The sequence below is a fragment of the Streptomyces sp. NPDC018693 genome (assembly GCF_044391385.1).
GTDB lineage: Bacteria > Actinomycetota > Actinomycetes > Streptomycetales > Streptomycetaceae > Streptomyces.
The window spans coordinates 55720-81526 of the sequence record NZ_JBIRZZ010000019.1; the positions used below are offsets into that span (position 1 = coordinate 55720).

The window sequence follows — 25807 nt, forward strand, 5'->3', positions numbered from 1 at the left end:
CACCTTCCCTCGTGGGTCAGTTACGTGCGGGCGCCCTCGCCGGCCTCGCTGTCGGCCGCCTCCCCGGCGGACTGCTGCCGGGGAATCCCGACCCCGTCGTCGGTCCCGGCCTCCGGTGCCGGCTCGGCCGTCTCTCCGGTCGGCTCCTTCGCCGACGCGGCCTCGGTGGCCGGCTCCGCCTTCGGTTCGGCCGCGTCGGACCCGGCCGATTCGGCCGGTGCCTGGCCGGTGGCCGGGGCCTCCGCCGGGGTCACTTCCTCTGTGACCGCCTCCTCCGTGGCCTTCGACCTCCGGAGAAGCCGCGCAAAAACGCCCATATCAACTCCATACGTTACTCGTGCGGGCGACATCCCGCGTTGCCGTGAAGCTCCCCTGATCGGGCGAAGCAGAGAGCGCGGAGAGCGCCCGTTCGCGCGCCTCCCCGGGTGCCGGCCGCCGCCCTGGCGCCGGGAACCTCGCAACGGGCAACGACCCCGGACCCGCGGCGTCACGTAACTCGTTCGAGGGCAGGGTCGGAGGTTTGGGAGACTGGTCCGGTGAGCAGCGCACCCCCCGCCCCCCGCGTCATCGCCGTCGTCGGACCGACCGCGGCCGGAAAGTCCGATCTCGGCGTCTTCCTGGCCCAGCGACTCGGCGGCGAGGTCGTCAACGCCGACTCCATGCAGCTCTACCGAGGGATGGACATCGGCACCGCCAAGCTGACACCCGGGGAGCGCGGCGGCGTGCCGCACCACCTCCTGGACATCTGGGACGTCACCGTCACGGCCTCCGTCGCCGAGTACCAGAGGCTGGCCCGCGCCCGGATCGACGCCCTGCTCGCCGAGGGCCGCTGGCCCGTCCTGGTCGGCGGCTCCGGCCTGTACGTGCGCGGGGCGGTCGACAACCTGGAGTTCCCCGGCACCGACCCCGAGGTCCGCGCCCGGCTGGAGGAGGAACTCACGCTCCGCGGCTCCGGGGCCCTGCACGCGCGCCTCGCCGCCGCCGACCCCGAGGCCGCCCGGGCGATCCTGCCGGGCAACGGCCGCCGCATCGTCCGGGCGCTCGAAGTGATCGAAATCACCGGCAAGCCCTTCACGGCCAACCTCCCCAGCCATGACTCCGTCTACGACACCGTCCAGATCGGCGTCGACGTGGCGCGCCCCGAGCTCGACGAGCGCATCGCGCGCCGGGTCGACCGGATGTGGGAGGCGGGGCTCGTGGACGAGGTGCGCGCGCTGGAGGCGCAGGGGTTGCGCGGGGGGCGTACGGCCTCGCGGGCGCTCGGCTACCAGCAGGTGCTCGCGGCGCTCGCCGGGGAGTGCACCGAGGACGAGGCGCGCGCGGAGACCGTGCGTGCCACCAAGCGCTTCGCGCGCCGTCAGGATTCATGGTTCAGGCGCGACCCGCGGGTGCACTGGTTGAGTGGGGCCGCGGCGGATCGCCGGGAACTTCCACGGCTCGCCCTGACGTTGGTCGAACGACCGGTTACAGCCTGATCACGTCATGGCATCGGGACGCCCAGGCCGTCATCCGGGCCTCCGACGCCGTGCCATCATCAAGCTTCGATCGACCAAGTGGAGTCCGAGTTGGGAGGGCGCGTGGCGATGGAGGCCGGCCCTCGCGACACCGCACAAAGCACCGAACCCGTCACCGCCGAGCATGGCCAAGCGGAGCCGGACGATGTCCGTCCGGACCTGGCCGGAGAGCGCCTCAGCCCGGACGGGCCGGACGACGACACGCCTGACGGCGTGACCGAGGACGGCCCCGAGCCCGAGGAGATGTTCACCGGCGGCCCGGAGGTCGAGGTCGAGCTGCGCCCGCAGCGCCGGATGCGGATCTGGCAGCTGGCGCCCATCGTCGCGCTGGCCGCCGCCGGCTCCCTGATGTTCGCCTTCCCGCTCGCCTTCGACTTCGGCGACAGCGGGGCGATGACCGCCATGCTGGGCCTGCTGATCTGCTCCTGCGCGGCCGGCTGGGGCATGATGGCCGCCCGCCGCGTGGGCTCCACCTGGCCCGGCCTGCCCCCGCGGGGATCCGGGCGGCGACCGGACTGGCGAGTGATCCTGGCGTACGCCGTGGTGGTCGTGGCGGTGGTCGCTCTGGCCGTGTGGAGAGTCGCCCGCCTGCGCTGACGTCCACACGCGCGCACCCGCCCGTGCGTCGCCTGCCCCGGACCGGGTGTCGGACCGGTGTCGTAGCCACCCCGTACGATCGAGGAATGAGCACGCGGATCGCCTTCCTCAAGGGGCACGGCACCGAGAACGACTTCGTGATCGTCCCGGACCCCGAGAACGCCATCGACCTGCCCCCCGCCACCGTGGCCGCGCTGTGCGACCGTCGCGCGGGCATCGGCGGGGACGGGCTGCTGCACGTCGTGCGGTCCGCCGCGCACCCGGAGGCGGCGCACCTCGCGGGCGAGGCCGAGTGGTTCATGGACTACCGCAACGGCGACGGCTCGATCGCGGAGATGTGCGGCAACGGCGTCCGGGTCTTCGCCCGCTACCTCCAGCATGTCGGCCTCGTCTCCGAGGGCGACCTCGCGATCGCCACGCGCGGGGGCGTGAAGACCGTGCACATCGCCAAGGAGGGCGACATCACGGTCGGGATGGGCCGCGCGGTCCTCCCCGAGGGCGAGGTCACGGTGAGCGTCGGCGAGCGCAGCTGGCCCGCGCGGAACGTGAACATGGGCAACCCGCACGCGGTGGCCTTCGTCGACGACCTCACGCACGCGGGTGACCTGTACTCCCCGCCGCCGTTCAGCCCGGCCTCCGCCTACCCGGACGGGGTCAACGTCGAGTTCGTCGTCGACCGCGGCCCCCGGCACGTCGCCCTGCGCGTGCACGAGCGCGGGGCCGGCGAGACCCGCTCGTGCGGCACGGGCGCGTGCGCGGTCGCCGTGGCCACCGCCCGCCGTGACGGAGCCGACCCGACCATGACCGGTACGCCCGTCACCTACACCGTGGACGTACCCGGCGGCCGACTGGTGATCACCGAGCGGCCCGACGGCGAGATCGAGATGACCGGCCCGGCGGTGATCGTCGCCGAGGGCCAGATCGCCCCGGAGTGGCTGGAAACCGCCGCAGGCTGAGCGGGGCGAGGCTTCGTATCGCAGGTCCGGTGGTGCACACGCTGCATGAACACGCCCTCGAGCGCCGGATCCGGGTTCGAGATGCCGACCCGCTCCACTTCTGATGGCTCGAAACCGTAAACCTGCGTTTCATCGCTCGAATGGGTGATCCGTTTCACGCTCGGCGAGAGCCGGTCGGTCGCACGTGATGGGCTCGGTAGCATCAAGCACCGGCCCGGACGGGGGACGTTGTCAGTCCCCTGAGCCGTGCCCGCCCTGGGGCACCCCGTCCGCCGGTCCACGCAGCCGGAGGTGCCCATGAGTGCGGAGGCCACGAATCCCGCGACCCCAGGCCCGGTGGTGCCTGCGGCGACCCGCAGGCGCAGCCGCCCCCGGATCGACCTGCGCCGACTGGGCCGCGCCGCCCTGCTCGGGCCCACCTCACGCGACAGGCTGCCCGACGCCATCGGCCATGTCGTCGACGCCCACCGCGCCCACCACCCCGACGCCGACCTCGAACCGCTGCGCCGCGCCTACGTCCTCGCCGAGTCCTCGCACCGCGGCCAGATGCGCAAGAGCGGCGAGCCGTACATCACGCACCCGCTCGCCGTGACCCTGATCCTGGCCGAACTCGGCGCCGAGACCACGACGTTGACGGCGTCCTTGCTGCACGACACCGTCGAGGACACGGAAGTGACGCTCGATCAGGTCGGTGCCGAGTTCGGCGAAGAGGTGCGCTATCTCGTCGACGGCGTCACCAAGTTGGAGAAGGTCGACTACGGCGCCGCCGCGGAGTCCGAGACCTTCCGCAAGATGCTCGTCGCCACCGGCAACGACGTCCGCGTGATGTCGATCAAACTCGCCGACCGACTGCACAACATGCGCACCCTGGGCGTGATGCGCCCCGAGAAACAGGCGCGCATCGCCAAGGTGACGCGGGACGTCCTGATCCCGCTCGCCGAACGGCTGGGCGTCCAGGCGCTCAAGACCGAGCTGGAGGACCTGGTCTTCGCCATCCTCCATCCCGAGGAGTACGAGCACACGCGCGAACTGATCGTCGAGAACGCCTCCCGCGCGGACGACCCGCTCGCGGAGTTCTCCGAGGCCATGCGCACGGTCCTGCGCGACGCCGACATCCAGGCCGAAGTCCTCATCCGGCCCCGGCACTTCGTCTCCCTGCACCGCGTGTCCCGCAAGCGCGGACAGTTGCGCGGCGCAGACTTCGGGCGGCTGCTGGTCCTGGTGAACGAGGACGCCGACTGCTATGCCGTCCTCGGCGAACTCCACACCTGTATGACGCCCGTCGTCTCGGAGTTCAAGGACTTCATCGCCGTACCGAAGTTCAACCTGTACCAGTCGCTGCACACCGCCGTCGCCCGCGAGGACGGCCAGGTCGTCGAAGTCCTCATCCGCACCCACCAGATGCACAAGGTCGCCGAGGCCGGGGTCGTCGCGCTCGGCAACCCCTACGCCGCCCCCGCGGAGGAGCAGTCCACGGGGGACGGCGAGCGCGTCGACCCCACCCGGCCCGGGTGGCTCTCCCGGCTCCTCGACTGGCAGCGGGCCGCGCCCGACCCCGACACCTTCTGGTCCACCCTGCGGGAGGACCTCGCCCAGGACCGGGAGATCACCGTCTTCCGCCCCGACGGCGGCACACTCGGGCTCCCCGAGGGGGCGACGTGTGTCGACGCCGCGTACGCGCAGTACGGCGAGGACGCGCACGCGTGCATCGGCGCGCGCGTCAACGGTCGGCTGGCGACCCTGAGCACCGTTCTGCGGGACGGCGACACCGTCCAGCTCCTCATGGGCCAGGACCCGGCCTCCGAGCCCTCCAGAGAGTGGCTGGACCACGCGCACACCCCTGCCGCCCGGATCGCCATCCAGAGGTGGCTGGCCACCCATCGGGGGGCTGCGGACGTCGTGGACGGAGGCGGCGAGGACGGCGAAGGAGCGGAAGTGCTGTCCGGTGCCGCCGCGGGGGCGGTACCGGCGCAGGACGACATGCGGCGGGCGGCCGCGGACCTGGCGGCCTCGGAGGGTACGTACGGCCGTCCCCTCGCCGGCGTCTCCGCCGCCCGGGCCGGTGCCGCGATCGCCGTCGACGGGCGGCCCGACGCGAGCGTGCGGCTCGCCGGCTGCTGTACGCCCGTACCGTCCGACGAGGTCACCGGATTCGCGGTGCGCGGGGGAGTGGTGACCGTGCACCGCGTGGAGTGTGCCGCCGTGGCGCGGATGAAGGACGGGGGGCGCGCGGAGGTCGACGTGCGCTGGGGGGACAGCACGGAGTGCCGGGTCACGCTCGTCGCTGAATCGTTCGGCCGCCCTCATCTGCTGGCCGACCTCACCGAGGCGATGGCCCTCGAAGGCGCCGAGATCATCGCCGCCACCGTCGCGCCCCCGACCCAGCAGCGCGTCCGCCACAGCTACACCGTCCGCCTCCCCGACGCGGCCGGCCTGCCGACCCTGATGCGCGCGATGCGCAACGTCCCGGGCGTGTACGACGTCAGCCGCGCCCAGCACCACGTGCCGACGACCTGAGAACGACGGGGGCGGGGCCGCGCGCGGGCATAGTCCGGGCGTTGGGTCGGCGTGCACGCCCGAGGCTCGCGCGCGGGCTCACGCACGCGTGAACCCAGGGACGCGCGGGCCTTGCCCGCCTGCCGGTGCCGGGTGCACCCACGTGCGTGTGGTGCAGGGACGCGCCGGCTGTGCCCGTCGCACTGCGGCCGGACTGGGCCGCGCGCGTGGGCGCAGGAAGGTGCTCATGGCCCTGCTGTGGGGCCGGGCCACGCGGGTGGGCGCCGGGATGAGCTGGCGGTGTCCCCAGGCCGCTGTCGGGCCGCGCCACACGCAGGTGGGGGCGCAGAGGCGAATCCGCACCAGATCGACACCCGGTGGGGCCGCCCCGGATGCGCGTGGGCGCGCAGTTGTGCCGGCGATGCCCAGCACGCTGCCGACGGGCCCGCCCGCGCGGGCGTGGGAGCAGGATCGGGGAGATGCACCGCGCATGGCCCGGCCACGCACGCGTGGGCGCCGGAATCCGCCACCATCCGTCCAGGACGCCGTACGAGTTCTCCCGCGTCAGGAGCGCGGGGCACGCGCGCGTGAGCCCTGACGGTGCCGTCGTACCGTCCGTCAGCGCTACGTGCTCGTGGGCAACCCGTTCGGGTGGGCCGGGCGCGCGTCGTCGCCGTGGTGCAGGTTCGCGCTGGTAGCCGTGGTGCATGCCGTTGACCCCCCGCGATCACGCCCACCGCTACGGCCCCGCGCCCACTGCTCGGGCCCACACCGAGGCTCCCCAGTCCGGTGCCGATGCCCCGCACGCCACCCCCGAGGCCCGGCGCTCCGCCGCCGACGCCCCGCCCCTCGGCCCTGCCTCTCCGCCGCCCCACAGCACCCTCAAGGCGCCCCCCGCAGCCCCCAGCCCCCGGGGGAGGCGAGCCCGTCGGCTGCGTGTCGGTGCGCTGCTCGCCTCCGCCGTGTCGCTCGTTCTGGTCGCCGCCAGTGCCCCGGCGGAGCCGCTGGGTGTGGGTGACCGGCTCTTCCCGTATCTAGGGAACCCCGGGTACGACGTAGCGGCGTACGACCTGTCCTTCACGTACTCCGGCAGCAACAGCAAGCCGCTGCAGGCGGTCACGACCATCGACGCCTGGACCACCACCCCGCTCGACCGCGTCAACCTCGACTTCGCCCACGGGAAGGTCGACTCGGTGGAGGTCGACGGTGAGGCGGCCTCCTTCGCCGTCGCCGGGGACGATCTGGTCGTCACGCCGAAGGACCCCCTGCCCGACGACAGCTGGATGCGGATCACCGTGCGGCACACCAGTGACCCCGTCTCCGGCCCCGACCGTGACGGCGGCTGGGTGCGCACCTCGGACGGGCTGGCCATGGCCAACCAGGCCGACGCCGCCCACCTGGTGTTCCCGTGTAACGACCACCCGTCCGACAAGGCCCTGTTCACCATGCGGATCACCGCTCCGAACGGCTACACGGCCGTCGCCAACGGACTGCCGGCCGGCGTCGACCGCGTAGGACAGGCCACCACATGGACGTATCGCACCCGGCACCCCATGGCCACGGAACTCGCGCAGATCTCGATCGGTCGCTCCACCGTGCTGCACCGCGAGGGACCGCACGCACTGCCCGTGCGCGATGTCGTGCCCACCAAGGACCGCGCCGTCCTGGAGCCGTGGCTGAAGAAGACGCCCGAGCAGATCTCCTGGATGGAGGAGCGGGTCGGCCCGTACCCCTTCGAGACCTACGGCCTGCTCGTGGCCGACGCCTCCACCGGCTTCGAACTGGAGACGCAGACCCTCTCCCTCTTCGAGCGCGACCTGTTCACCCAGCCCGCCTACCCCGCCTGGTACGTCGAGTCGATCATGGTGCACGAACTGGCCCACCAGTGGTTCGGCGACAGTGTCAGCCCGCGCGTCTGGTCCGACCTGTGGCTGAACGAGGGGCACGCCACCTGGTACGAGGCCCTGTACGCGGAGGAGAAGGGCAAGCGGTCGATGGAGGCGCGGATGAAGGCCGCGTACGGCGCCTCCGACCGCTGGCGCACCGCCGGCGGCCCGCCCGCCGCCCCCAAGGCCCCCGAGCCCGGCCAGAAGATCGGCATCTTCCGCGCGAACGTCTACGACGGCGCCGCACTCGTCCTGTACGCCCTGCGGGAGACGATCGGCCGGCGCTCCTTCGAGCAGCTGCAGCGGGCCTGGGTGCAGGAGCACCGGGACGGCACGGCGACCACGGCCGACTTCATCGAGCTGGCCGGCCGGATCTCCGGCCGTGACCTCGACGGCTTCTTCCAGGGCTGGCTCTACGGCGAGAAGACCCCGCCCATGCCCGGCCACCCGGACTGGACCCCGGCGGCGTCGGTGCGGACCCCCGCGGAATAAGGGCGACGCCCGCGAAATAAGGCGGTGACGAGACGGGCCGTCCCGTGCGACCATCGTCGGGACGGCGCGGCACGGGGCACGCGAATCTCCTGGCACACAGGTTCCGGGGCACACGGGAATCTCCCGGGGCACTCGTGCGTTGTGCAGTGTGACCGCCGAATCGGCATCCCCAACGACGTAAGGACCCAATGACCTCCTCTTCTTCCCCTTCCCAGGACACCCAGCGCTTCGCGCACGCCTACCCCGAAGGTCTTCGGGCCGATGCCCTGATGGAAGAGGACGTCGCCTGGAGCCACGAGATCGACGGAGAGCGGGACGGCGACCAGTTCGACCGCTCCGAGCGCGCGGCTCTGCGCCGCGTGGCGGGCCTCTCCACCGAGCTCGAGGACGTCACCGAGGTCGAGTACCGTCAGCTCCGCCTGGAGCGGGTCGTCCTCGTCGGCGTCTGGACCTCGGGGACCGTGCAGGACGCGGAGAACTCGCTCGCCGAGCTCGCCGCCCTCGCGGAGACCGCGGGCGCTCTCGTGCTCGACGGCGTGATCCAGCGCCGCGACAAGCCCGACGCGGCCACCTACATCGGCTCCGGCAAGGCCGACGAGCTGCGCGACATCGTCCTCGAATCGGGCGCGGACACTGTCATCTGCGACGGTGAGCTGAGCCCGGGCCAGCTGATCCACCTCGAGGACGTCGTCAAGGTCAAGGTCATCGACCGTACGGCCCTGATCCTCGACATCTTCGCCCAGCACGCCAAGTCCCGAGAGGGCAAGGCACAGGTCGCGCTCGCCCAGATGCAGTACATGCTGCCGAGGCTGCGCGGCTGGGGTCAGTCGCTGTCCCGCCAGATGGGCGGCGGCAAGGGCGGCGGCCTCGCCACCCGTGGCCCCGGTGAGACCAAGATCGAGACGGACCGGCGACGGATCCGCGAGAAGATGGCGAAGATGCGCCGGGAGATCGCGGACATGAAGACCGGCCGCGAGATCAAGCGCCAGGAGCGCAAGCGCCACAAGGTGCCGTCCGTGGCCATCGCCGGCTACACCAACGCCGGTAAGTCGTCCCTGCTCAACCGCCTCACGGGCGCGGGCGTGCTGGTCGAGAACGCCCTGTTCGCGACCCTCGACCCGACCGTCCGCCGGGCGGAGACCCCGAGCGGTCGGCTGTACACACTGGCGGACACGGTCGGTTTCGTCCGCCATCTGCCGCACCACCTGGTCGAGGCGTTCCGCTCCACCATGGAGGAGGTCGGCGAGTCCGACCTGATCCTGCACGTGGTGGACGGCTCGCACCCCAACCCGGAGGAGCAGCTGCTCGCCGTACGGGAGGTGATCAGGGACGTCGGCGCCACCGACGTACCCGAGATCGTCGTGATCAACAAGGCGGACGCGGCGGACCCGCTGGAGCTGCAGCGGATGCTGCGGATCGAGAAGCGATCGATCGCGGTCTCGGCGCGCACCGGCCAGGGCATCGCCGAGCTGCTCGCCCTGATCGACAGCGAGCTGCCCCGGCCGTCCGTCGAGATCGAGGCCCTCGTGCCGTACACGCACGGCAAGCTGGTCGCCCGCGCCCACACCGAGGGCGAGGTGATCTCCACGGAGCACACCGCGGAGGGCACCCTGCTGAAAGTGCGGGTGCACGAGGAACTGGCGGCGGACCTCGCTCCGTACGTCCCGGCTTCGGCGGCCGTCTGACACAGCGCCCACGAGGCGGGGCCCGCACCCTGCGACAGGGGGCGGGCCCCGCCTCGTCGGTCGGTCACCGACCGCCGTACTTCTTGCTCATGTTCTGGTACATCGCCTCGGCCTGCGCGCCCAGCTGCGGGCCCGCCAGCCAGGTGTTGTCGGCCGGGCCGATGGAGGTGTTGGACACCAACCTGGTCTCGCCGTCCACCACTCGGAACCAGCCGCCGCCGGACGAACCGCCGGTCATGGTGCAGCCGATGCGGTACATCGTCGGCAGCGTCGGGTTCAGCGACAGCCGGCCGGGCCGGTCGAGGCACTTGAACATCTTCAGCCCGTTGTAGGGCGCTGCCGCCGGGTATCCCCAGGCGCCCATCGTGCCCACCTCGGTCGCGGACGGCGCGGAGAAGTCGACGGCCAGCGCCGCGCCGACCGTCTCCTCCAACGACTTGCCGCCCTGCTCCGGCTGCACATGCAGCACGGAGTAGTCGTACGGGGCACCCGCGCCGCCCGTCTCCGCGCCGCCCTCGATCCACTCGCCGGACGTCGAGGCCCAGTCCGCCCACCAGTTGCCGTAGGGCGCCATCTCGGTGAACGTGGCGTTCTTCAGCTGCGCCTCGCTCTTGCCGAGGTCGTTGTAGGCCGGGACGAAGACGATGTTGCGGTACCAGCCGCCGTCGCCGCCCGCGTGCACACAGTGGCCGGCCGTCCACACGAGGTTGGACTTGCCCGGGTGGTTCACGTCCTTGATGACCGTGCCGGAGCAGACGGCCGGGCCGTCGGGGGTGTCGAAGAAGACCTTGCCCACCGGGGCCGCGTTCTCGTGGTACGGCGTCTTCTCCGCCGTCGCCTCGACGGGCGCGGGTTCTGCGTCGCTGACCCCCTGGTCGGCGGAGGCGTCCTGCGTCGTGATCGTCTTGTTGGCCTCCTTCGCGGACTTCATCCGCTCCGGCTGCCACAGGCCCGCGATCACCGGGTTGACGAAGTCCTTGGCCTCACTGAGCCACTTGTCCTTGTCCCAGTCCTGCCAGCCGCCGTTCGCCCAGTCCTCGACGTCGATGCCGTGCTCCTCGAGCCGGTCGGCGATGTCGGACGGGATGCTGACCTTGCCGTCGGCGGCCTGGGAGGCGGTGGCGGTGGGCCCGTCGGCCGCCTTGTCGTCGTCACCGCCGCCGCAGGCGGTGGCCGTGAGGGCCAGGACGGCGACGAGACCGGTGGCCGCGAGCAGGGTGCTCCGTCGGCCGGATCCGGGCGCGATGGACGTACGTGTGGAACGCATGTGGTGCGATGACCCCCGTGAGCGTGCGAATGCCTGAATTGGCGCAAATCATGTGCTTGTCAGCCGAGAGCGAGCCCTCGTGTGCGGAGCGCGGTGGCGACACCCCACTATGCGGCGACACCCCACTATGCCCGCGGAATTCGGAACGAACGGCGGTGAGCCGGTGAAGGTTTCCGTGAGACGCCCACCGCCGTCCGTGCCGGCGCGAGTCACTGACCGGCGTACTTCTCACTCACCGCGTCGAAGACACCCTTGGCCACCTCGCCCAGCCGCGGGCCCGCCAGCCAGCCGGCGTCGGCCGGGCCGATCGAGGTGTTGGACACCAGCGCAGGCTTGCCGTCCGAACCGGCCGCGACCCAGCCGCCGCCGGACGAACCGCCCGTCATCGTGCAGCCGATGCGGTACATCGTCGGGTCAGAGGAGGCCAACGACAGCCGTCCCGGCCTGTCCTGACACTGGTACAGCTTCTGGCCGTCGTACGGAGGCCCCGCCGGGTAGCCGGTCGCCGTGATGCTCGGCACCTTCGTCACGGCCGGCGCGTTGAAGTCGACCGGCAGCGCCGAACCGACCATCTCCTCCAGCGACTTGCCGGACGCACCCTTCTCCGGCGTCACATGGATCACGGCGAAGTCGTAGGCCGCGCCGTCACCGCCGGTCTGGCCGCCCTGCTCGATCCACTGGTCCGAGGTCTGCACCCAGTCGCCCCACCACACACCGTACGGAGCGACCTGCTCCCGGGTCGCGGTCTCCAGCTTGTCGGTCGACAGGACCGAGTCGTTGTACGACGGCACGAACGCGATGTTGCGGTACCAGCCGCCCTCCTTGCCGGCGTGCACACAGTGGCCCGCCGTCCACACCAGGTTGGACTTCCCCGGGTGCGCCGGGTCCTGGACCACCGTCGCCGAGCAGACCATCGTGCCCTCGGGGGAGTCGAAGAACACCTTGCCGGCCTCGGGCGCGTTGGTGTGGTACGTCGCCGGCACCGCCCGCGCCTCCACCGGCTGCGGCGTCGGGTCGGTCACGCCCTGGTCGCCGGCCAGGTCACCGTCGTCGACACCGCGGTCCGGGTCCTCGGCGTCCCGCATCCGGTCCGGGTCCCACAGGCCCTCGATGATCGGGTTGACGAAGTCCTGCGCCTCGCGCAGCCAGTCGTCCTTGTTCCAGTTCTTCCACTCGCCGTTCTTCCACTTGTCGAGGTCGATCCCGTGCTCTTTGAGCCGGTCCTTGATGTCCTGCGGGATCTGGATCTTCCCGTCGCCCGCGGCGGCCGAAGCGGACGCGGACGCCTGGCCGTTCGCCTCGGTGTCATCCGACTCGCAGGCGGTCGTGGTGAGCATGAGCACGGAGGCGAGGGCAACGGCGGTGAGGGCGGGGGACGTTCCGCGGCCCGTGTTCCCTCCCCGACGAGCGGTGAACGGCGGCCGTATCGATCGCATGGTTTTACTCCCCCTGTTTTCGGTGAACTTGGAGCTGAGGCGCAACGGCCTCACACGATATGCGTTCGCCGTGGGGGACTTCCCATGGAACGGCAACGGTTCGGCTACAAGGGGCCTGACCTGCCAGATCACCGGGTCCTACGGCACTTCGGGTGACTCCGGAGCCTCGCGATCGAGGCCGCGTACGGCCGGGTGGGAGCAATGTCGATCCGTGTTCGGGCTCGTTGAGGAGGCAGACCTGGCGCGCGGGGGCTCTCGCCGCCCTGCTGACCGATGAGGCGGACATCGAAGTGATCGCGGCGGCACCGTGCCGCAACGAGACCATCCGCACAGGCCCCTCTCGCAGCGGCCCGATGTGGCCGTCATCGACGGCGGCGCGGACGGGACGCTCGACACCTCGCTGGAGCCGGCGGCGCGGCTGCCCGAGTGCCGGGCCGTGGTGCTCGTCTGCGCCGCGGCGCCCGCTTGTCCGAGCCAGGCGCCGGCGCTGGACGTGTCCACCTCGTCGGGAGGAACGGCCCCTGGAATTCGCCCCCTTGCCCAGGGGGCCGCGAGGTGGCCGCCGACCGGCGGTCTGTCGCCCCAGCGCGCCGTGCGCGGCGCGGTGAGCCGGACCAGGGCGCGAGCCGCGACGGCCGCCTCGTCGAAACGGCGCGGGCACGCGCGCGTACGACGTCTTCGGCGCCGCAGGCCGTGATGTCCCGCAGGCCGTCGGCCGCCGTGCCCACCTGCTCGGCGACGGCCTCGTCGGCGAGGGCGACCGCAGGCTGACGGGCCGCCGGCGCCCGCTGGGCCAGCGGGAAGAGCGTGCGGATCTCTTGGCCGCCAGGCAGCCTCGTACCGCGCCGGCCCGGCGATGGTTCGATCACCGCGATGATCTTGTGCTGACCCGTAACCCGCGGGACCTTTCGCGGTTGGTAGCGGTGAGGAGCCTGGTGCCTGCGGGCGGGCTCCGTGCGGAAGAGCAGCGGAGGGGCGGGGCGGCGTCGCCCAGGAATCGGCCGGGACCGTTCGGATCGGTGCACCGGACAGCAGCGACGGGAGCCCGCAGGCCACGGGCGCACAGTCCGCGATGATCGAACTCGCCTTGGACAGCGGGAGGACAGGGAGCCGTGACCGTGACCGAGTCTGCGTCCGGAGAGGGCGTCGGGGAACGGAAAGGAGCCGCCGGAGGGCGCATCGGTGTGCGCCCCGCGCACGAGGGCATCCTGCGGCGCCAGTCCGCGCGCGAGTCCGCGGCTCGCACCTACGCGCGCGCCCTGCCCATCGTGCCGGTGCGGGCACGTGGGCTGACCATCGAAGGTGCGGACGGCCGCCGCTACCTCGACTGTCTCTCCGGCGCCGGCACCCTGGCCCTCGGCCACAACCACCCCGTCGTCCTGGAGGCGATCCGCAAAGTCCTCGACTCGGGTGCGCCCCTGCACGTCCTCGACCTTGCCACTCCCGTCAAGGACGCCTTCGTCACCGAGCTGTTCCGCACCCTGCCGCCCGGTCTCGCCGACCACGCGCGCGTGCAGTTCTGCGGTCCAGCCGGTACGGACGCTGTGGAGGCCGCCCTCAAACTGGTGCGGGCCGCGACCGGCCGGACGGGAGCCCTGGCCTTCACCGGCGCCTACCACGGCATGACCGCCGGCGCCCTGGACGCCTCCGGCCACGCGGAGGACGTACGGGTCACCCGCCTGCCCTACCCGTACGACTACCGCTGCCCGTTCGGCGTCGGCGGCGAGCGGGGCGCCGAACTCGCCGCCCGCTGGACGGAGTCCGTCCTCGACGACCCCAAGTCCGGTGTGCGCAGGCCCGCCGGGATGATCCTCGAACCCGTGCAGGGCGAGGGCGGGGTGATCCCCGCTCCGGACGCCTGGGTGCGCCGTATGCGGGAGATCACCGCGGACCGGTCCGTCCCGCTCATCGCCGACGAGATCCAGACCGGAGTCGGCCGCACGGGCGCCTTCTGGGCCGTCGAGCACAGCGGGATCACCCCCGACGTGATGGTCCTGTCCAAGGCCATCGGTGGCAGTCTGCCCCTGGCCGTCGTCGTCTACCGCGACGACCTCGCCGTATGGGAACCCGGCGCCCACGCGGGCACGTTCCGCGGCAACCAACTCGCCATGGCCGCCGGTACCGCCACCCTCGCCCACGTCCGCGAACACCGCCTCGCCGACCATGCGGCCGCCCTCGGCGACCGCATGCTGCGCCAACTCATGCCACTCTCCGGCGAGTTCGCCCATGTCGGAGATGTCCGGGGGCGAGGGCTGATGATCGGGCTGGAGATCGTCGACCCGGAGGGGAAGTGTGCGCGGGGGAGCGGCGCGGACGCTGGCGACTCCAGCACCGGGCGTGACGGGGCCGATTCGAGCGGCGCGGGTGCCGGCGATGGGGGCTACGGCGGGGATGGCCCGACCAGCGGGCCTGGTGGCGATGGGGGCTACGGCGTGGCTGGGCCGACCGGCGCGGGTGCCGGCGATGGGGCCCACGGCGGGGCTCGTCCGACCGTCGCGCACCGCGGCGAAGGTGGCCACGGCGAGGCCCGTCCGGCCGACGCGGGCGCCTTGGGGATGGCCTTGCCGAGCGGGCCATGGCCCGACCGCTTCCCCCGTCCCGCCGCCCCCGAGCTCGCGGCAGCCGTCCAGCGGGAGTGCCTCCGCCGGGGTCTGATCGTGGAACTCGGCGGGCGCCACGCGAGCGTGGTCCGGCTTCTGCCGCCCCTGACGATCACCGAGGACCAGGCGGCGGCCGTGCTCGACCGGCTCGCCGACGCGGTGGCGGCGGTGGACCCCGAGCAGGTCTGCCGTCCAGCGCGACGCGAACGCGCCCGGACACGCCCCCGCGCAGAACCGCCCCGCCGACAACCGGGCAACGGCGACAGCGACCCGCCTCGCGACCCCGGCGCAGGCTCGCCATAGACCGCACGACCGACGTGCCAGCCCCGCCGTCGACGGCGTACCCGCCGAGGTCCCAGCGGCATCCGGCGGCACCCTTCCCAAGCGGCCTTTCCCGCCCCTGACCTTCACCTCTCCCGCACCTCCTCGTCCTCGCTCCGACCCAACCGCTCCGTGCCCCACCCCTTGAGGAACCGTCTTGACCCCCTCCTCCCCGTCCGCCAACTCCCGTCCCTGCACGCCCACTCCTCCCACCGCTCCCTCGTCCTCCCCAACGGCCTCGGCCACCGTCCCCCGACAGCCACAGGCCATCCCGTCCCTCCGGCCGCCCGGGGACACCGGCCTCGATGCCCTGGATCACCCCGACCCGCACACCGCGGCCCAGACCGCCGCCGTGGAGAACCTCCTGCGCTGCTGGGTCCGCGAGACGGGCCTGCCCGCCCCCGTGGACGATGTTCTCCGCATCTCCCTCCCGGCCTCCGGCACGGCGCTACTCGTCCCGGTCCACTACTGGTCCCCGACGGGCTGGCACCGCTTCGGCCCGCCCCGTCTGGCCGACGCCCCGGCACCGTGTCCGCCCGCCGACGCGGTCACGGTCGCGGCCCTGCTGGCGCGCGAGTCGGCATACGGGACGCCCGAGGCCGACGAAGCAACCGTCGGCGCCGATGCGCCCGGTGCGGACAGCACACCTCGTACCGTCGGCGGGCCCGGCCCCGCCGACACCGTCGCCCTGGTCGCCCGGGTCGCCGACTCCGTGAGCCGCACCGCGACCTTCATCGCTGAACGCCGCGCCCGACCCGCCGATGGGCCCGACCTGTTCCTCTCCGCCGAGCAGGCTCTGATGCTCGGCCACCCTCTGCACCCGACCCCCAAGAGCCGGGAGGGCCTGTCCGACGCCGAGGCCCGGCTGTACTCACCCGAGTTGCGCGGCTCCTTCCCCTTGCACTGGCTGGCCGTCTCCCCTTCCCTTCTCGCCACCGACTCCGCCTGGACGGAACGCGGTCGACCCGTTCGCGCGGACCAGCTGACGTCCCGACTGGCCGGGACCAGGCTGCCCCTGCCCGACGGCTGGGCCGCCCTGCCGCTGCACCCGTGGCAGCTGCGCGCGGTCCGCCATCGCCCCGAGATCGCCGCCCTGTTCGACGCGGGGCTGCTCCGCGACCTGGGACCCCATGGTCTGCCGTGGCACCCCACCTCCTCCGTCCGTACCGTTTACCGTTCCGATGCCGCCGCGATGCTCAAGCTGTCGCTGGGCCTGCGCATCACCAACTCCCGCCGTGAGAACCTCCGCAAGGAACTCCATCGCGGTGTCGAGGTCCACCGTCTGCTGCGCGCCGGTCTGTCCCAGCAGTGGCGGGCCGCCCACCCGGGCTTCGACCTCGTACGAGACCCGGCCTGGCTCGCCGTCGACGGGCCGGACGGGACCCCGGTGACCGGGCTGGACGTGGTCGTCCGGCACAACCCGTTCGCGCCGACCGACGACGTCTCCTGCGTCGCCGGGCTCGTCTCGCCCCGGCCGAGCGCCCTGGCGCCCACCGACGTCTCCGCCGCGGGGTTCGCCGAGTCCGACACCGGTTGCCGTGGCCCGGCCGCCTGCGGCGCGACCGTCACCCGCTCCCGGCTGGTCACCGTCCTCACGCGTCTCGCCGCGCGCACCGGACGCCCGCGAGGCGCCGTGGTCGCCGAGTGGTTCCTGCGCTACCTCCGCGAGGTGGTCCGTCCCGTGCTGTGGCTTGACGGCGAGGCGGGCGTCGCACTGGAGGCCCACCAGCAGAACACCCTCCTCCTGCTGGACACCGACGGCTGGCCTGCCGGTGGCCGCTACCGTGACAACCAGGGCTACTACTTCCGCGAGTCCCGTCGCACGGACCTCGACGCCCGGCTGTCCGGCATCGGCGAGCACAGCGACACCTTCGTCTCCGACGAGGTCACCGACGAACGTTTCACGTACTACCTCGGCGTCAACAACGTGCTGGGACTGATCGGAGCCCTGGGGTACCAGCGGCTCGCCGACGAGGAACTGCTGCTCGCCGCCTTCCGCCGCTTCCTCCAGGACACCGCCTCCGGCCCGCACCGGCTGCGCGGCTCGCTGCCCACCCGTCTGCTCGACTCACCCGTCCTGCGCTGCAAGGCCAATCTGCTGACCCGGCTGCACGGTCTCGACGAACTCGTCGGTCCGGTGGACACCCAGTCCGTCTACGTCACCATCGCCAACCCCCTGTATCGCTGAATCCCTGAACACCGACCGCCAAGCCCCTTCGCCAGCGGGGAACCTGTCCCGCCCCTGAGAGGAGCGTCCCGTGCCCCCCGCCGACGCCCGAGCCGAAGCCCGCACCGCCCCCGACGCCGGATCCGTCACCGACACCGGCGTGGGCCCGGCACCGGGCGTCGGCCCGGCCGACGATGGGAACGATGACGCCGACGGCACGGACGGCGAGGAGACGCTGGAGCTGCGCCTGCCCCGCGAGTACCTCCACGCCGTCGCGGACGAGGCGCTCACAGTGGGAGCCACCGCGGACCTTCTCGACGACGTGGGCGACTGGGGACCCGTCGCCACGCCCGTGGGCGCGTTCCACCTCCTCCCCGTCCGGGTCGAGCGGGATCTGCCCCTCGTGGCCCGCTGGATGAACGACCCGGCTGTCGCGTTCTTCTGGGAACTGGCGGGACCCGAGACCGTGACCGAGGAGTATCTGCGCCGCCAGCTCTCCGGCGACGGCCGCAGTGTCCCGTGTCTGGGGCTGCTGAAGGGCACGCCGATGAGCTACTGGGAGATCTACCGCGCCGACCTGGACCCACTGGCCCGGTACTGTCCGACTCGACCGCACGACACCGGACTCCACCTCCTCATCGGCGGTGTCGCCGACCGCGGGCGAGGACTCGGCAGTGTCCTGCTCCGAGCCGTCGCCGATCTCGTCTTCGACAGGAGACCCGCCTGTGCGCGGGTCGTCGCTGAACCCGACCTTCGCAACACCCCCTCCATCGCCGCCTTCCTGAGCGCCGGTTTCCACTTCTCCGCCGAGGTCGATCTGCCGGCGAAGCGGGCCGCGCTCATGATCAGAGACCGGCCCCTGCGTGGCCTGATGTGACGCTCCGCGGTGGCTCCGTCACTTCTGGTACACCGCTCGACTCGATTCGGTTCCTACTTCTCGCCACACCGGCCGCTTTTCTTCCCAGCCCCGTCCCCAAGCCCTCTGCCACCTGCTCCCACCCTCCTGCCACCTGCACCCCCCTCCCACCGGCTCCCCCACTTGCTCCAGTCCCTCTGCCACCGGCCCCACACCCGCTCCCGTCCCTCTCCTTCCTACTCCCGCGCCCACTCGTTCCCCTTTCACCCACCTTCACCGAGAAGCCCAAGGTCTTGATCCAGTCCCTCCTCACCGCCTCGACCACTCGTTTGTCAGTCCCTCGCCGTAGGGTGGTCGCGCTATGACGAAGCCCTCCCTCTCCGAACTCCTGCACGCCGCCGTCTCCGCCGTCGGCGGCACGGAGCGTCCCGGCCAGGTGGCCATGGCCGAAGCCGTCGCGGAAGCGATCGACGACGGCTCCCATCTGCTCGTCCAGGCCGGCACCGGCACCGGTAAGTCGCTGGGCTATCTCGTGCCCGCGCTCGCACACGGCGAGCGGGTCGTCGTGGCCACCGCCACCCTGGCGCTCCAGCGCCAGCTCGTCGAGCGCGACCTGCCGCGCACGGTCGACGCACTGCACCCGCTGCTGCGCCGCCGCCCGGAGTTCGCGATGCTGAAGGGCAGGTCGAACTACCTGTGTCTGCACCGCCTGCACGAAGGGGTGCCGCAGGACGAGGAGGAGGGCCTGTTCGACCAGTTCGAGGCGGCGGCCCCCACCAGTAAGCTGGGCCAGGACCTGCTGCGCCTGCGCGACTGGTCGGACGAGACGGAGTCCGGCGACCGCGACGACCTCACACCGGGCGTCTCCGACCGCGCCTGGGCCCAGGTGTCGGTGTCCTCCCGCGAGTGCCTCGGTGCGTCGAAGTGCGCCTACGGCGCCGAGTGCTTCGCTGAGATGGCCCGTGAGCGCGCCAAGCTCTCCGAGGTCGTCGTCACCAACCACGCCCTGCTCGCCATCGACGCGATCGAGGGCGCCCCGGTCCTCCCGCAGCACGAGGTGCTGATCGTCGACGAGGCCCACGAACTGGTCTCCCGGGTCACGGGCGTCGCCACCGGGGAGCTCACCCCCGGCCAGGTCAACCGCGCGGTGCGGCGCGCCGCCAAACTTGTGAACGAGAAGGCCGCCGACCAGCTCCAGACCGCCGCCGAGGGCTTCGAGCGGCTGATGGAGCTGGCCCTGCCCGGCCGTCTGGAGGAGATCCCGGAGGATCTCGCATACGCCCTCATGGCGCTGCGCGACGCCGCCCGTACGGTCATCTCCGCCATCGGCGCCACCCGCGACAAGTCCGTGCAGGACGAGGACGCGGTCCGCAAGCAGGCGCTCGCGTCGGTGGAGACCGTCCACGACGTGGCGGAGCGGATCGTGAACGGCTCCGAGTGGGACGTCGTCTGGTACGAACGCCATGACCGCTTCGGCGCCTCGCTGCGCGTGGCCCCGATGTCCGTCTCGGGCCTGCTGCGGGAGAAGCTCTTCGCGGACCGTTCCGTGGTGCTCGCCTCGGCGACCCTGAAGCTGGGCGGTGACTTCAACGGCGTGGGGGCGTCCCTGGGCCTCGCCCCGGAAGGCACCGAGGGCGAGGACGTGCCCCCGTGGAAGGGCATCGACGTGGGCTCGCCGTTCGACTACCGCAAGCAGGGCATCCTGTACGTGGCCCGACATCTGTCACGCCCCGCGCGTGACGGCGACCGCGCCGACATGCTCGACGAGCTGTCCGAGCTGATCCAGGCCGCCGGTGGCCGCACCCTGGGCCTGTTCTCCTCGATGCGGGCGGCCCAGATCGCGGCCGAGGAGCTCCGGGTCCGTATCCCTGAGTTCCCCATCCTCCTCCAGGGCGAGGAGACCCTGGGTGAGCTCATCAAGAACTTCGCGGCGGACCCGAGGACCTGTCTCTTCGGCACGCTGTCGCTGTGGCAGGGCGTCGACGTCCCGGGGGCCAGCTGCCAGTTGGTCGTCATGGACAAGATCCCGTTCCCGCGCCCCGACGACCCGCTGATGAGTGCCCGTCAGAAGGCGGTGGAGGACGCCGGGGGCAACGGCTTCATGGCCGTGGCAGCCACGCATGCCGCGCTGCTCATGGCCCAGGGCGCCGGCCGCCTGGTGCGCGCGTCGGGGGACCGCGGCGTCGTCGCCGTACTGGACCAGCGGCTGGCCACGGCGCGCTACGGGAGCTATCTGAAGGCGTCGATGCCCGACTTCTGGTACACCACGGACCCCAACCAGGTCCGCAAGTCGCTCGCGGCGATCGACGCGGTGGCGAAGCAGACCGAGGCGGACTGAGCGGGGGCTGTCCCAGCGCCGGGACAGCCCCCGCTCAAAAGCACAGGGCCCCGGAACCGGCGCAGGGATCCCGGGGCCCAGTCAGGGGGGCGGAGGAGGTGAGCCCGCCCGCCGCCGTCCTCAGACGCGGCGCAGTACGGCCACCACCTTGCCGAGGATGGTCGCGTCGTCGCCCGGGATCGGCTCGTACGCCGAGTTGTGCGGGAGGAGCCAGACATGGCCGTCCTCGCGCTTGAAGCGCTTGACCGTGGCCTCGCCGTCGAGCATGGCGGCCACGATGTCGCCGTTCTCCGCGACCGGCTGGCGGCGGACCGTGACCCAGTCGCCGTCGCAGATGGCGGCCTCGATCATCGAGTCGCCGACGACCTTGAGCACGAACAGCTCACCGTCGCCGACGAGCTGGCGGGGGAGCGGGAAGACGTCCTCGACGGACTCCTCGGCGAGGATCGGGCCACCGGCGGCGATCCGGCCGACCAGGGGGACGTACGACGCCGCGGGCTTGCCGGTGGTGTCCGTGGGCTGGACCGGGGCGGCCTGGTCGGAGCCGCGCACCTCGTACGCGCGCGGGCGGTGCGGGTCGCGGCGCAGGAAGCCCTTGCGCTCCAGTGCCATCAGCTGGTGCGCGACCGAGGACGTGCTCGACAGGCCGACCGCCTGGCCGATCTCCCGCATCGACGGCGGGTAGCCGCGTCGCTGGACGGAGTCCCTGATGACCTCGATCACCCGGCGCTGCCGGTCGGTGAGCCCCGAGCTGTCGGCCCGGATGCCTGGAGGTCGGCCCGGCAGGGAGCGCTTGTGTCCCTCGGGATTCGTGGCTTCGTTCATCGCATGCACCGGCTCGAGTCGGCCCTGGGAGCGGTCCTGGGCGGTGATGGTGGCACTGTCTGCGGTGGTGGTCACGTCGGCCCCTCTCGATGGTCTCCCTGCTGGACAACGGTAGTTGCTTTCGAAAGGTTGCGCCAAACACACGTTCGAGTGAAAAAGCGTGTCTCGCCTGACTTGATCATGGGTCTGGGTGTATTGGCTAGCGCCGCGCCTGACGGACAAAAGCGTCCATTGTTGTACTCTTCACCGCCGGGACCACCGACCTCTTGGGTCGTCGCCCAGTCTGCCATCCGCCGTCCCGCTCCCAGCGCATCGACCCCCGGCTCTGTGCGGGAGTCCCACCGCACCTCCCTGTGGCGCTCACGGGATCTCCGTACGGGCGCGTCGGCATGCTCGCACGCCCCCGCACGCGCGCGTGCGGGGTGCCCTGCTCAGGTGCTCGCTGTGACGGCGGAATCGCGTGCGGTGAGGGTGTGGGGTGCGACACGCGCTTCGGCCTGGGTGTATGGGCCAAGCCCTATATCTAGTGGTTGGATGGCAACAGCGGCCCAGAAGTTGTGGTCCCCCGTGCATTCGGACGTTCCGGGATCGCCTATGCTTGGGGCTGCTTCGAGGGGCCGCTGAGGCCCGTGAGGCTATTGAGTCTGCTGTGAGGAGGGTTGGGAGTTCATGCACTGCCCCTTCTGCAGGCACCCCGACAGCCGTGTCGTCGACAGCCGTACGACCGACGACGGCACATCCATCCGCAGGCGCCGCCAGTGTCCTGACTGCTCCCGTCGTTTCACGACGGTGGAGACGTGCTCACTGATGGTGATCAAGCGGTCCGGAGTCACCGAGCCTTTCAGTCGCACCAAGGTCATCAACGGCGTGCGCAAGGCATGCCAGGGACGGCCTGTCACCGAGGACGCGCTTGCCCAGCTCGGCCAGCGCGTCGAGGAGGCGGTGCGGGCCACCGGCAGCGCCGAACTGACTACCCACGACGTGGGGCTGGCCATACTCGGCCCGCTGCAGGAGCTCGACCTCGTCGCCTATCTGCGGTTCGCCTCCGTCTACCGGGCGTTCGACTCGCTCGAGGACTTCGAGGCGGCCATCGCGGAACTCAGACAACAGACGGGACACCCCGCCGCGGACGACGACGACCGCGCGGACGGCACAGGCGCCGCCTCGGGGAGCCAGGAAGACGCACGTGGGCCGGGGGGGACCGCCCAGGTCCCCGAGCCCGCGCACGCCGCCGACTGACCGGCGGGCCGGGCGCGGGCTGAAGGCCCCGGGTCCGGCCGGGCGGCGGCGAGGAGAAGACCTGTCGCGGGTGGTAGCGAGTGGGCGCCCGCGACACAAGACAGAACACCGTGCCACGGAACATCGTGGCATTTCAGGGCGTTTTCGCCCGTACAGGGAGGCGGCATGACAGAGACGGCGAGCGGCCCGGCACGAGGTTCCCGAGCCAAGGGCACCAAGGCCACCAAGGGGCTGCGCATCGAGCGCATCCACACCACCCCCGGCGTGCACCCGTACGACGAGGTGGAGTGGGAGCGCCGTGACGTCGTCATGACCAACTGGCGCGACGGCTCGGTCAATTTCGAGCAGCGTGGCGTCGAGTTCCCCGACTTCTGGTCGGTGAACGCGGTCAACATCGTCACCAGCAAGTACTTCCGCGGTGCCGTCGGCACCCCCCAGCGCGAGACCAGCCTCAAGCAGCTGATCGACCGCATCGTGAAGACGTATCGGAAGGCCGGTGAGGACTACAAGTACTTCGCCTCGCCCGCCGACGCCGAGATCTTCGAGCACGAGCTGGCCTACGCACTCCTGCACCAGATCTTCAGCTTCAACAGCCCCGTCTGGTTCAACGTCGGCACGCCGCAGCCCCAGCAGGTCTCCGCCTGCTTCATCCTGTCCGTCGACGACTCCATGGAGTCGATCCTCGACTGGTACAAGGAAGAGGGCATGATCTTCAAGGGCGGCTCCGGCGCCGGCCTGAACCTCTCCCGCATCCGCTCCTCCAAGGAGCTGCTGTCCTCCGGCGGCAACGCCTCCGGCCCGGTCTCCTTCATGCGCGGCGCCGACGCCTCCGCCGGCACCATCAAGTCCGGTGGCGCCACCCGTCGTGCCGCCAAGATGGTCGTCCTCGACGTCGACCACCCGGACATCGAGGACTTCATCGAGACCAAGGTCAAGGAAGAGGAGAAGATCCGCGTCCTGCGCGACGCGGGCTTCGACATGGATCTGGGCGGCGACGACATCACGTCCGTCCAGTACCAGAACGCCAACAACTCGGTCCGCGTCAACGACGAGTTCATGAGCGCCGTCGAGCAGAGCGGCAAGTTCGGACTGCGCGCGCGGATGACCGGCGACGTGATCGAGGAGGTCGACGCCAAGTCCCTCTTCCGCAAGATCGCCGAGGCCGCCTGGGCCTGCGCCGACCCCGGCATCCAGTACGACGACACCATCAACAACTGGCACACCTGCCCCGAGTCCGGCCGGATCACCGCGTCGAACCCGTGCAGCGAGTACATGCACCTGGACAACACGTCCTGCAACCTGGCCTCGCTGAACCTGATGAAGTTCCTGAAGGACGACGGCCAGGGCAACCAGTCCTTCGAGACCGAGCGCTTCCAGAAGGTCGTCGAGCTCGTCATCACCGCGATGGACATCTCCATCTGCTTCGCCGACTTCCCGACCCAGAAGATCGGCGAGAACACGCGCGCGTTCCGCCAGCTCGGCATCGGCTACGCCAACCTCGGCGCCCTGCTGATGGCCACCGGCCACGCCTACGACTCCGACGGCGGCCGCGCCCTCGCCGGTGCCATCACCTCCCTGATGACCGGTACGGCCTACCGCCGCTCGGCCGAGCTCGCCGCGGTCGTCGGCCCGTACGACGGCTACGCCCGCAACGCCGACGCGCACAACCGCGTCATGAAGCAGCACTCCGACGCCAACGGGCTGGCCGTCCGCATGGACGACCTGGACACCCCGGTCTGGGCCGCCGCCACGGAGGCGTGGCAGGACGTGCTCCGCCTCGGCGAGAAGAACGGCTTCCGTAACTCCCAGGCGTCCGTGCTCGCCCCCACCGGCACCATCGGCCTCGCGATGTCCTGCGACACCACCGGTGTCGAGCCCGACCTCGCCCTGGTCAAGTTCAAGAAGCTGGTCGGCGGCGGCTCGATGCAGATCGTCAACGGCACCGTCCCGCAGGCCCTGCGCCGCCTGGGCTACCAGGAGGAGCAGATCGAGGCGATCGTCGCCCACATCGCCGAGCACGGCAATGTGATCGACGCCCCCGGTCTCAAGCAGGAGCACTACGAGGTGTTCGACTGCGCCATGGGCGAGCGCGCCATCTCCCCGATGGGCCACGTCCGCATGATGGCCGCGATCCAGCCGTGGATCTCCGGCGCCATCTCCAAGACGGTCAACATGCCGGAGACGGCGACCGTCGAGGAGGTCGAGGAGATCTACTTCGAGGCGTGGAAGCTCGGCGTCAAGGCGCTCGCGATCTACCGCGACAACTGCAAGGTCGGCCAGCCGCTGTCCGCCAAGACCAAGGACTCCAAGGACGAGAAGGCCGAGGAGCCGGCGGCCGCCGTGGAGCCCAAGGTCGAGAAGGTCGTCGAGTACCGCCCGGTCCGCAAGCGCCTCCCCAAGGGCCGCCCCGGGATCACCACGTCCTTCACGGTCGGCGGCGCCGAAGGCTACATGACCGCCAACTCCTACCCGGACGACGGTCTCGGCGAGGTCTTCCTGAAGATGTCCAAGCAGGGCTCGACCCTCGCGGGCATGATGGACGCCTTCTCCATCGCCGTCTCGGTCGGCCTGCAGTACGGCGTGCCGCTGGAGACGTACGTCTCGAAGTTCACCAACATGCGCTTCGAGCCGGCCGGCATGACGGACGACCCGGACGTGCGGATGGCGCAGTCGATCGTCGACTACATCTTCCGCCGCCTGGCGCTGGACTTCCTGCCCTTCGAGACGCGCTCCGCGCTCGGCATCCACTCCGCCGAGGAGCGCCAGCGCCACCTGGAGACCGGTTCCTACGAGCCGGCCGAGGAGGACGTCGACGTCGAGGGCCTGGCCCAGTCCGCCCCGCGCCAGACGGACCTGAAGGCCGTCGCCACGCCGAAGGCGGCCGCTGAGACGGCCAAGCCCGCTCCGCAGCAGGCCCACACCAGCGCCGAGCTGGTGGAGATGCAGCTGGGCATCCAGGCCGACGCCCCGCTGTGCTTCTCCTGCGGTACGAAGATGCAGCGGGCCGGCTCCTGCTACATCTGCGAGGGCTGCGGCTCGACGAGCGGCTGCAGCTGATCACGGCACGCCGCATGGGCGTGTGAGACCCGGGCGGGGCGGTGGAGTCGGACGTGGACTCCGCCGCCCCGGCGC

The 25807-nt window shown here is 71.5% G+C and carries 16 protein-coding genes; 12 read left to right on the forward strand and 4 right to left on the reverse strand.

The genetic code is table 11. The annotated features are described in order from the left end of the window. Nucleotides 1-20 precede the first annotated feature (20 nt). Complete coding sequence (locus ACH5AC_RS33415; RefSeq protein ID WP_398866036.1) at nucleotides 21-254, reverse strand: gliding motility protein; 234 nt, start codon at nucleotides 252-254, stop codon at nucleotides 21-23. A 282-nt stretch (nucleotides 255-536) separates the two neighbouring features. Here ACH5AC_RS33415 and miaA point away from each other — a divergent pair, with 282 nt between their 5' ends. The 6 genes from miaA to hflX all read left to right on the forward strand — a co-directional run bounded on the left by miaA (nucleotide 537) and on the right by hflX (nucleotide 9626). Next, on the forward strand, nucleotides 537-1475 hold the full coding sequence (gene miaA / locus ACH5AC_RS33420) for a tRNA (adenosine(37)-N6)-dimethylallyltransferase MiaA (RefSeq protein ID WP_398866037.1): 939 nt from the start codon (nucleotides 537-539) through the stop codon (nucleotides 1473-1475). A gap of 108 nt (nucleotides 1476-1583) precedes the next feature. Then, nucleotides 1584-2111, forward strand: coding sequence for a hypothetical protein (locus ACH5AC_RS33425; RefSeq protein ID WP_398866106.1), 528 nt, complete (start codon nucleotides 1584-1586; stop codon nucleotides 2109-2111). An 86-nt stretch (nucleotides 2112-2197) separates the two neighbouring features. Next, complete coding sequence (gene dapF / locus ACH5AC_RS33430; protein ID WP_398866038.1) at nucleotides 2198-3067, forward strand: diaminopimelate epimerase; 870 nt, start codon at nucleotides 2198-2200, stop codon at nucleotides 3065-3067. A 297-nt stretch (nucleotides 3068-3364) separates the two neighbouring features. Beyond that, nucleotides 3365-5584, forward strand: coding sequence for a RelA/SpoT family protein (locus ACH5AC_RS33435; protein WP_398866039.1), 2220 nt, complete (start codon nucleotides 3365-3367; stop codon nucleotides 5582-5584). Between the two features lie 686 nt (nucleotides 5585-6270). Continuing rightward, nucleotides 6271-7941 (forward strand): M1 family metallopeptidase, encoded by a 1671-nt coding sequence (locus tag ACH5AC_RS33440; RefSeq protein ID WP_398866040.1) that lies wholly within the window; start codon nucleotides 6271-6273, stop codon nucleotides 7939-7941. 188 nt (nucleotides 7942-8129) lie between these two features. Further along, a complete protein-coding gene (gene hflX, locus ACH5AC_RS33445) occupies nucleotides 8130-9626 on the forward strand; it encodes a GTPase HflX (protein WP_398866041.1) in 1497 nt (498 codons plus the stop codon). A gap of 64 nt (nucleotides 9627-9690) precedes the next feature. On the opposite strand, the gene ACH5AC_RS33450 is transcribed toward hflX, so the two are convergent. Both ACH5AC_RS33450 and ACH5AC_RS33455 read right to left on the reverse strand, forming a co-directional pair. Beyond that, on the reverse strand, nucleotides 9691-10893 hold the full coding sequence (locus ACH5AC_RS33450; RefSeq protein WP_398866042.1) for a hypothetical protein: 1203 nt from the start codon (nucleotides 10891-10893) through the stop codon (nucleotides 9691-9693). Nucleotides 10894-11102: 209 nt separating this feature from the next. Next, the gene (locus ACH5AC_RS33455) at nucleotides 11103-12329 is read right to left on the reverse strand and encodes a trypsin-like serine peptidase (protein WP_398866043.1); all 1227 of its coding nucleotides are present in this window, start codon (nucleotides 12327-12329) and stop codon (nucleotides 11103-11105) included. A gap of 1112 nt (nucleotides 12330-13441) precedes the next feature. On the opposite strand from ACH5AC_RS33455, the gene ACH5AC_RS33460 reads away from it, so the two are divergent. The 4 genes from ACH5AC_RS33460 to ACH5AC_RS33475 all read left to right on the forward strand — a co-directional run bounded on the left by ACH5AC_RS33460 (nucleotide 13442) and on the right by ACH5AC_RS33475 (nucleotide 20611). Then, on the forward strand, nucleotides 13442-15232 hold the full coding sequence (locus ACH5AC_RS33460; protein ID WP_398866044.1) for a diaminobutyrate--2-oxoglutarate transaminase family protein: 1791 nt from the start codon (nucleotides 13442-13444) through the stop codon (nucleotides 15230-15232). Nucleotides 15233-15518: 286 nt separating this feature from the next. Then, complete coding sequence (locus tag ACH5AC_RS33465; protein WP_398866107.1) at nucleotides 15519-17438, forward strand: IucA/IucC family protein; 1920 nt, start codon at nucleotides 15519-15521, stop codon at nucleotides 17436-17438. A gap of 70 nt (nucleotides 17439-17508) precedes the next feature. After that, nucleotides 17509-18294: a GNAT family N-acetyltransferase gene (locus ACH5AC_RS33470; RefSeq protein WP_398866045.1), complete on the forward strand. Its 786-nt coding sequence runs from the start codon at nucleotides 17509-17511 to the stop codon at nucleotides 18292-18294. Between the two features lie 340 nt (nucleotides 18295-18634). Continuing rightward, a complete protein-coding gene (locus ACH5AC_RS33475; protein ID WP_398866046.1) occupies nucleotides 18635-20611 on the forward strand; it encodes an ATP-dependent DNA helicase in 1977 nt (658 codons plus the stop codon). A 120-nt stretch (nucleotides 20612-20731) separates the two neighbouring features. On the opposite strand, the gene lexA is transcribed toward ACH5AC_RS33475, so the two are convergent. After that, nucleotides 20732-21511 carry a transcriptional repressor LexA gene (gene lexA, locus ACH5AC_RS33480; RefSeq protein ID WP_398866047.1) on the reverse strand — a complete coding sequence of 260 codons (780 nt, stop codon included), beginning with the start codon at nucleotides 21509-21511 and terminating at the stop codon, nucleotides 20732-20734. 594 nt (nucleotides 21512-22105) lie between these two features. Between lexA and nrdR the strand changes: the two genes are divergently transcribed. Together nrdR and ACH5AC_RS33490 are read left to right on the forward strand one after the other, a co-directional pair. Then, nucleotides 22106-22675: a transcriptional regulator NrdR gene (gene nrdR, locus ACH5AC_RS33485; protein WP_398866048.1), complete on the forward strand. Its 570-nt coding sequence runs from the start codon at nucleotides 22106-22108 to the stop codon at nucleotides 22673-22675. 165 nt (nucleotides 22676-22840) lie between these two features. Continuing rightward, nucleotides 22841-25732, forward strand: a complete 2892-nt coding sequence (locus tag ACH5AC_RS33490) for a vitamin B12-dependent ribonucleotide reductase (RefSeq protein WP_398866049.1) — start codon at nucleotides 22841-22843, stop codon at nucleotides 25730-25732. Nucleotides 25733-25807: the final 75 nt, after the last annotated feature.

Excerpts from the sequence above, each read along its gene's own strand:
- ACH5AC_RS33425 (WP_398866106.1), top strand. The coding sequence starts at position 1,584 with ATGGAGGCCGGCCCTCGCGACACCGCACAAAGCACCGAACCCGTCACC.
- dapF (WP_398866038.1), top strand. The coding sequence starts at position 2,198 with ATGAGCACGCGGATCGCCTTCCTCAAGGGGCACGGCACCGAGAACGAC.
- ACH5AC_RS33435 (WP_398866039.1), top strand. The coding sequence starts at position 3,365 with ATGAGTGCGGAGGCCACGAATCCCGCGACCCCAGGCCCGGTGGTGCCT.
- ACH5AC_RS33440 (WP_398866040.1), top strand. The coding sequence starts at position 6,271 with ATGCCGTTGACCCCCCGCGATCACGCCCACCGCTACGGCCCCGCGCCC.
- hflX (WP_398866041.1), top strand. The coding sequence starts at position 8,130 with ATGACCTCCTCTTCTTCCCCTTCCCAGGACACCCAGCGCTTCGCGCAC.
- ACH5AC_RS33450 (WP_398866042.1), bottom strand. The coding sequence starts at position 10,893 with ATGCGTTCCACACGTACGTCCATCGCGCCCGGATCCGGCCGACGGAGC.
- ACH5AC_RS33455 (WP_398866043.1), bottom strand. The coding sequence starts at position 12,329 with ATGCGATCGATACGGCCGCCGTTCACCGCTCGTCGGGGAGGGAACACG.
- ACH5AC_RS33475 (WP_398866046.1), top strand. The coding sequence starts at position 18,635 with ATGACGAAGCCCTCCCTCTCCGAACTCCTGCACGCCGCCGTCTCCGCC.
- nrdR (WP_398866048.1), top strand. The coding sequence starts at position 22,106 with ATGCACTGCCCCTTCTGCAGGCACCCCGACAGCCGTGTCGTCGACAGC.
- ACH5AC_RS33490 (WP_398866049.1), top strand. The coding sequence starts at position 22,841 with ATGACAGAGACGGCGAGCGGCCCGGCACGAGGTTCCCGAGCCAAGGGC.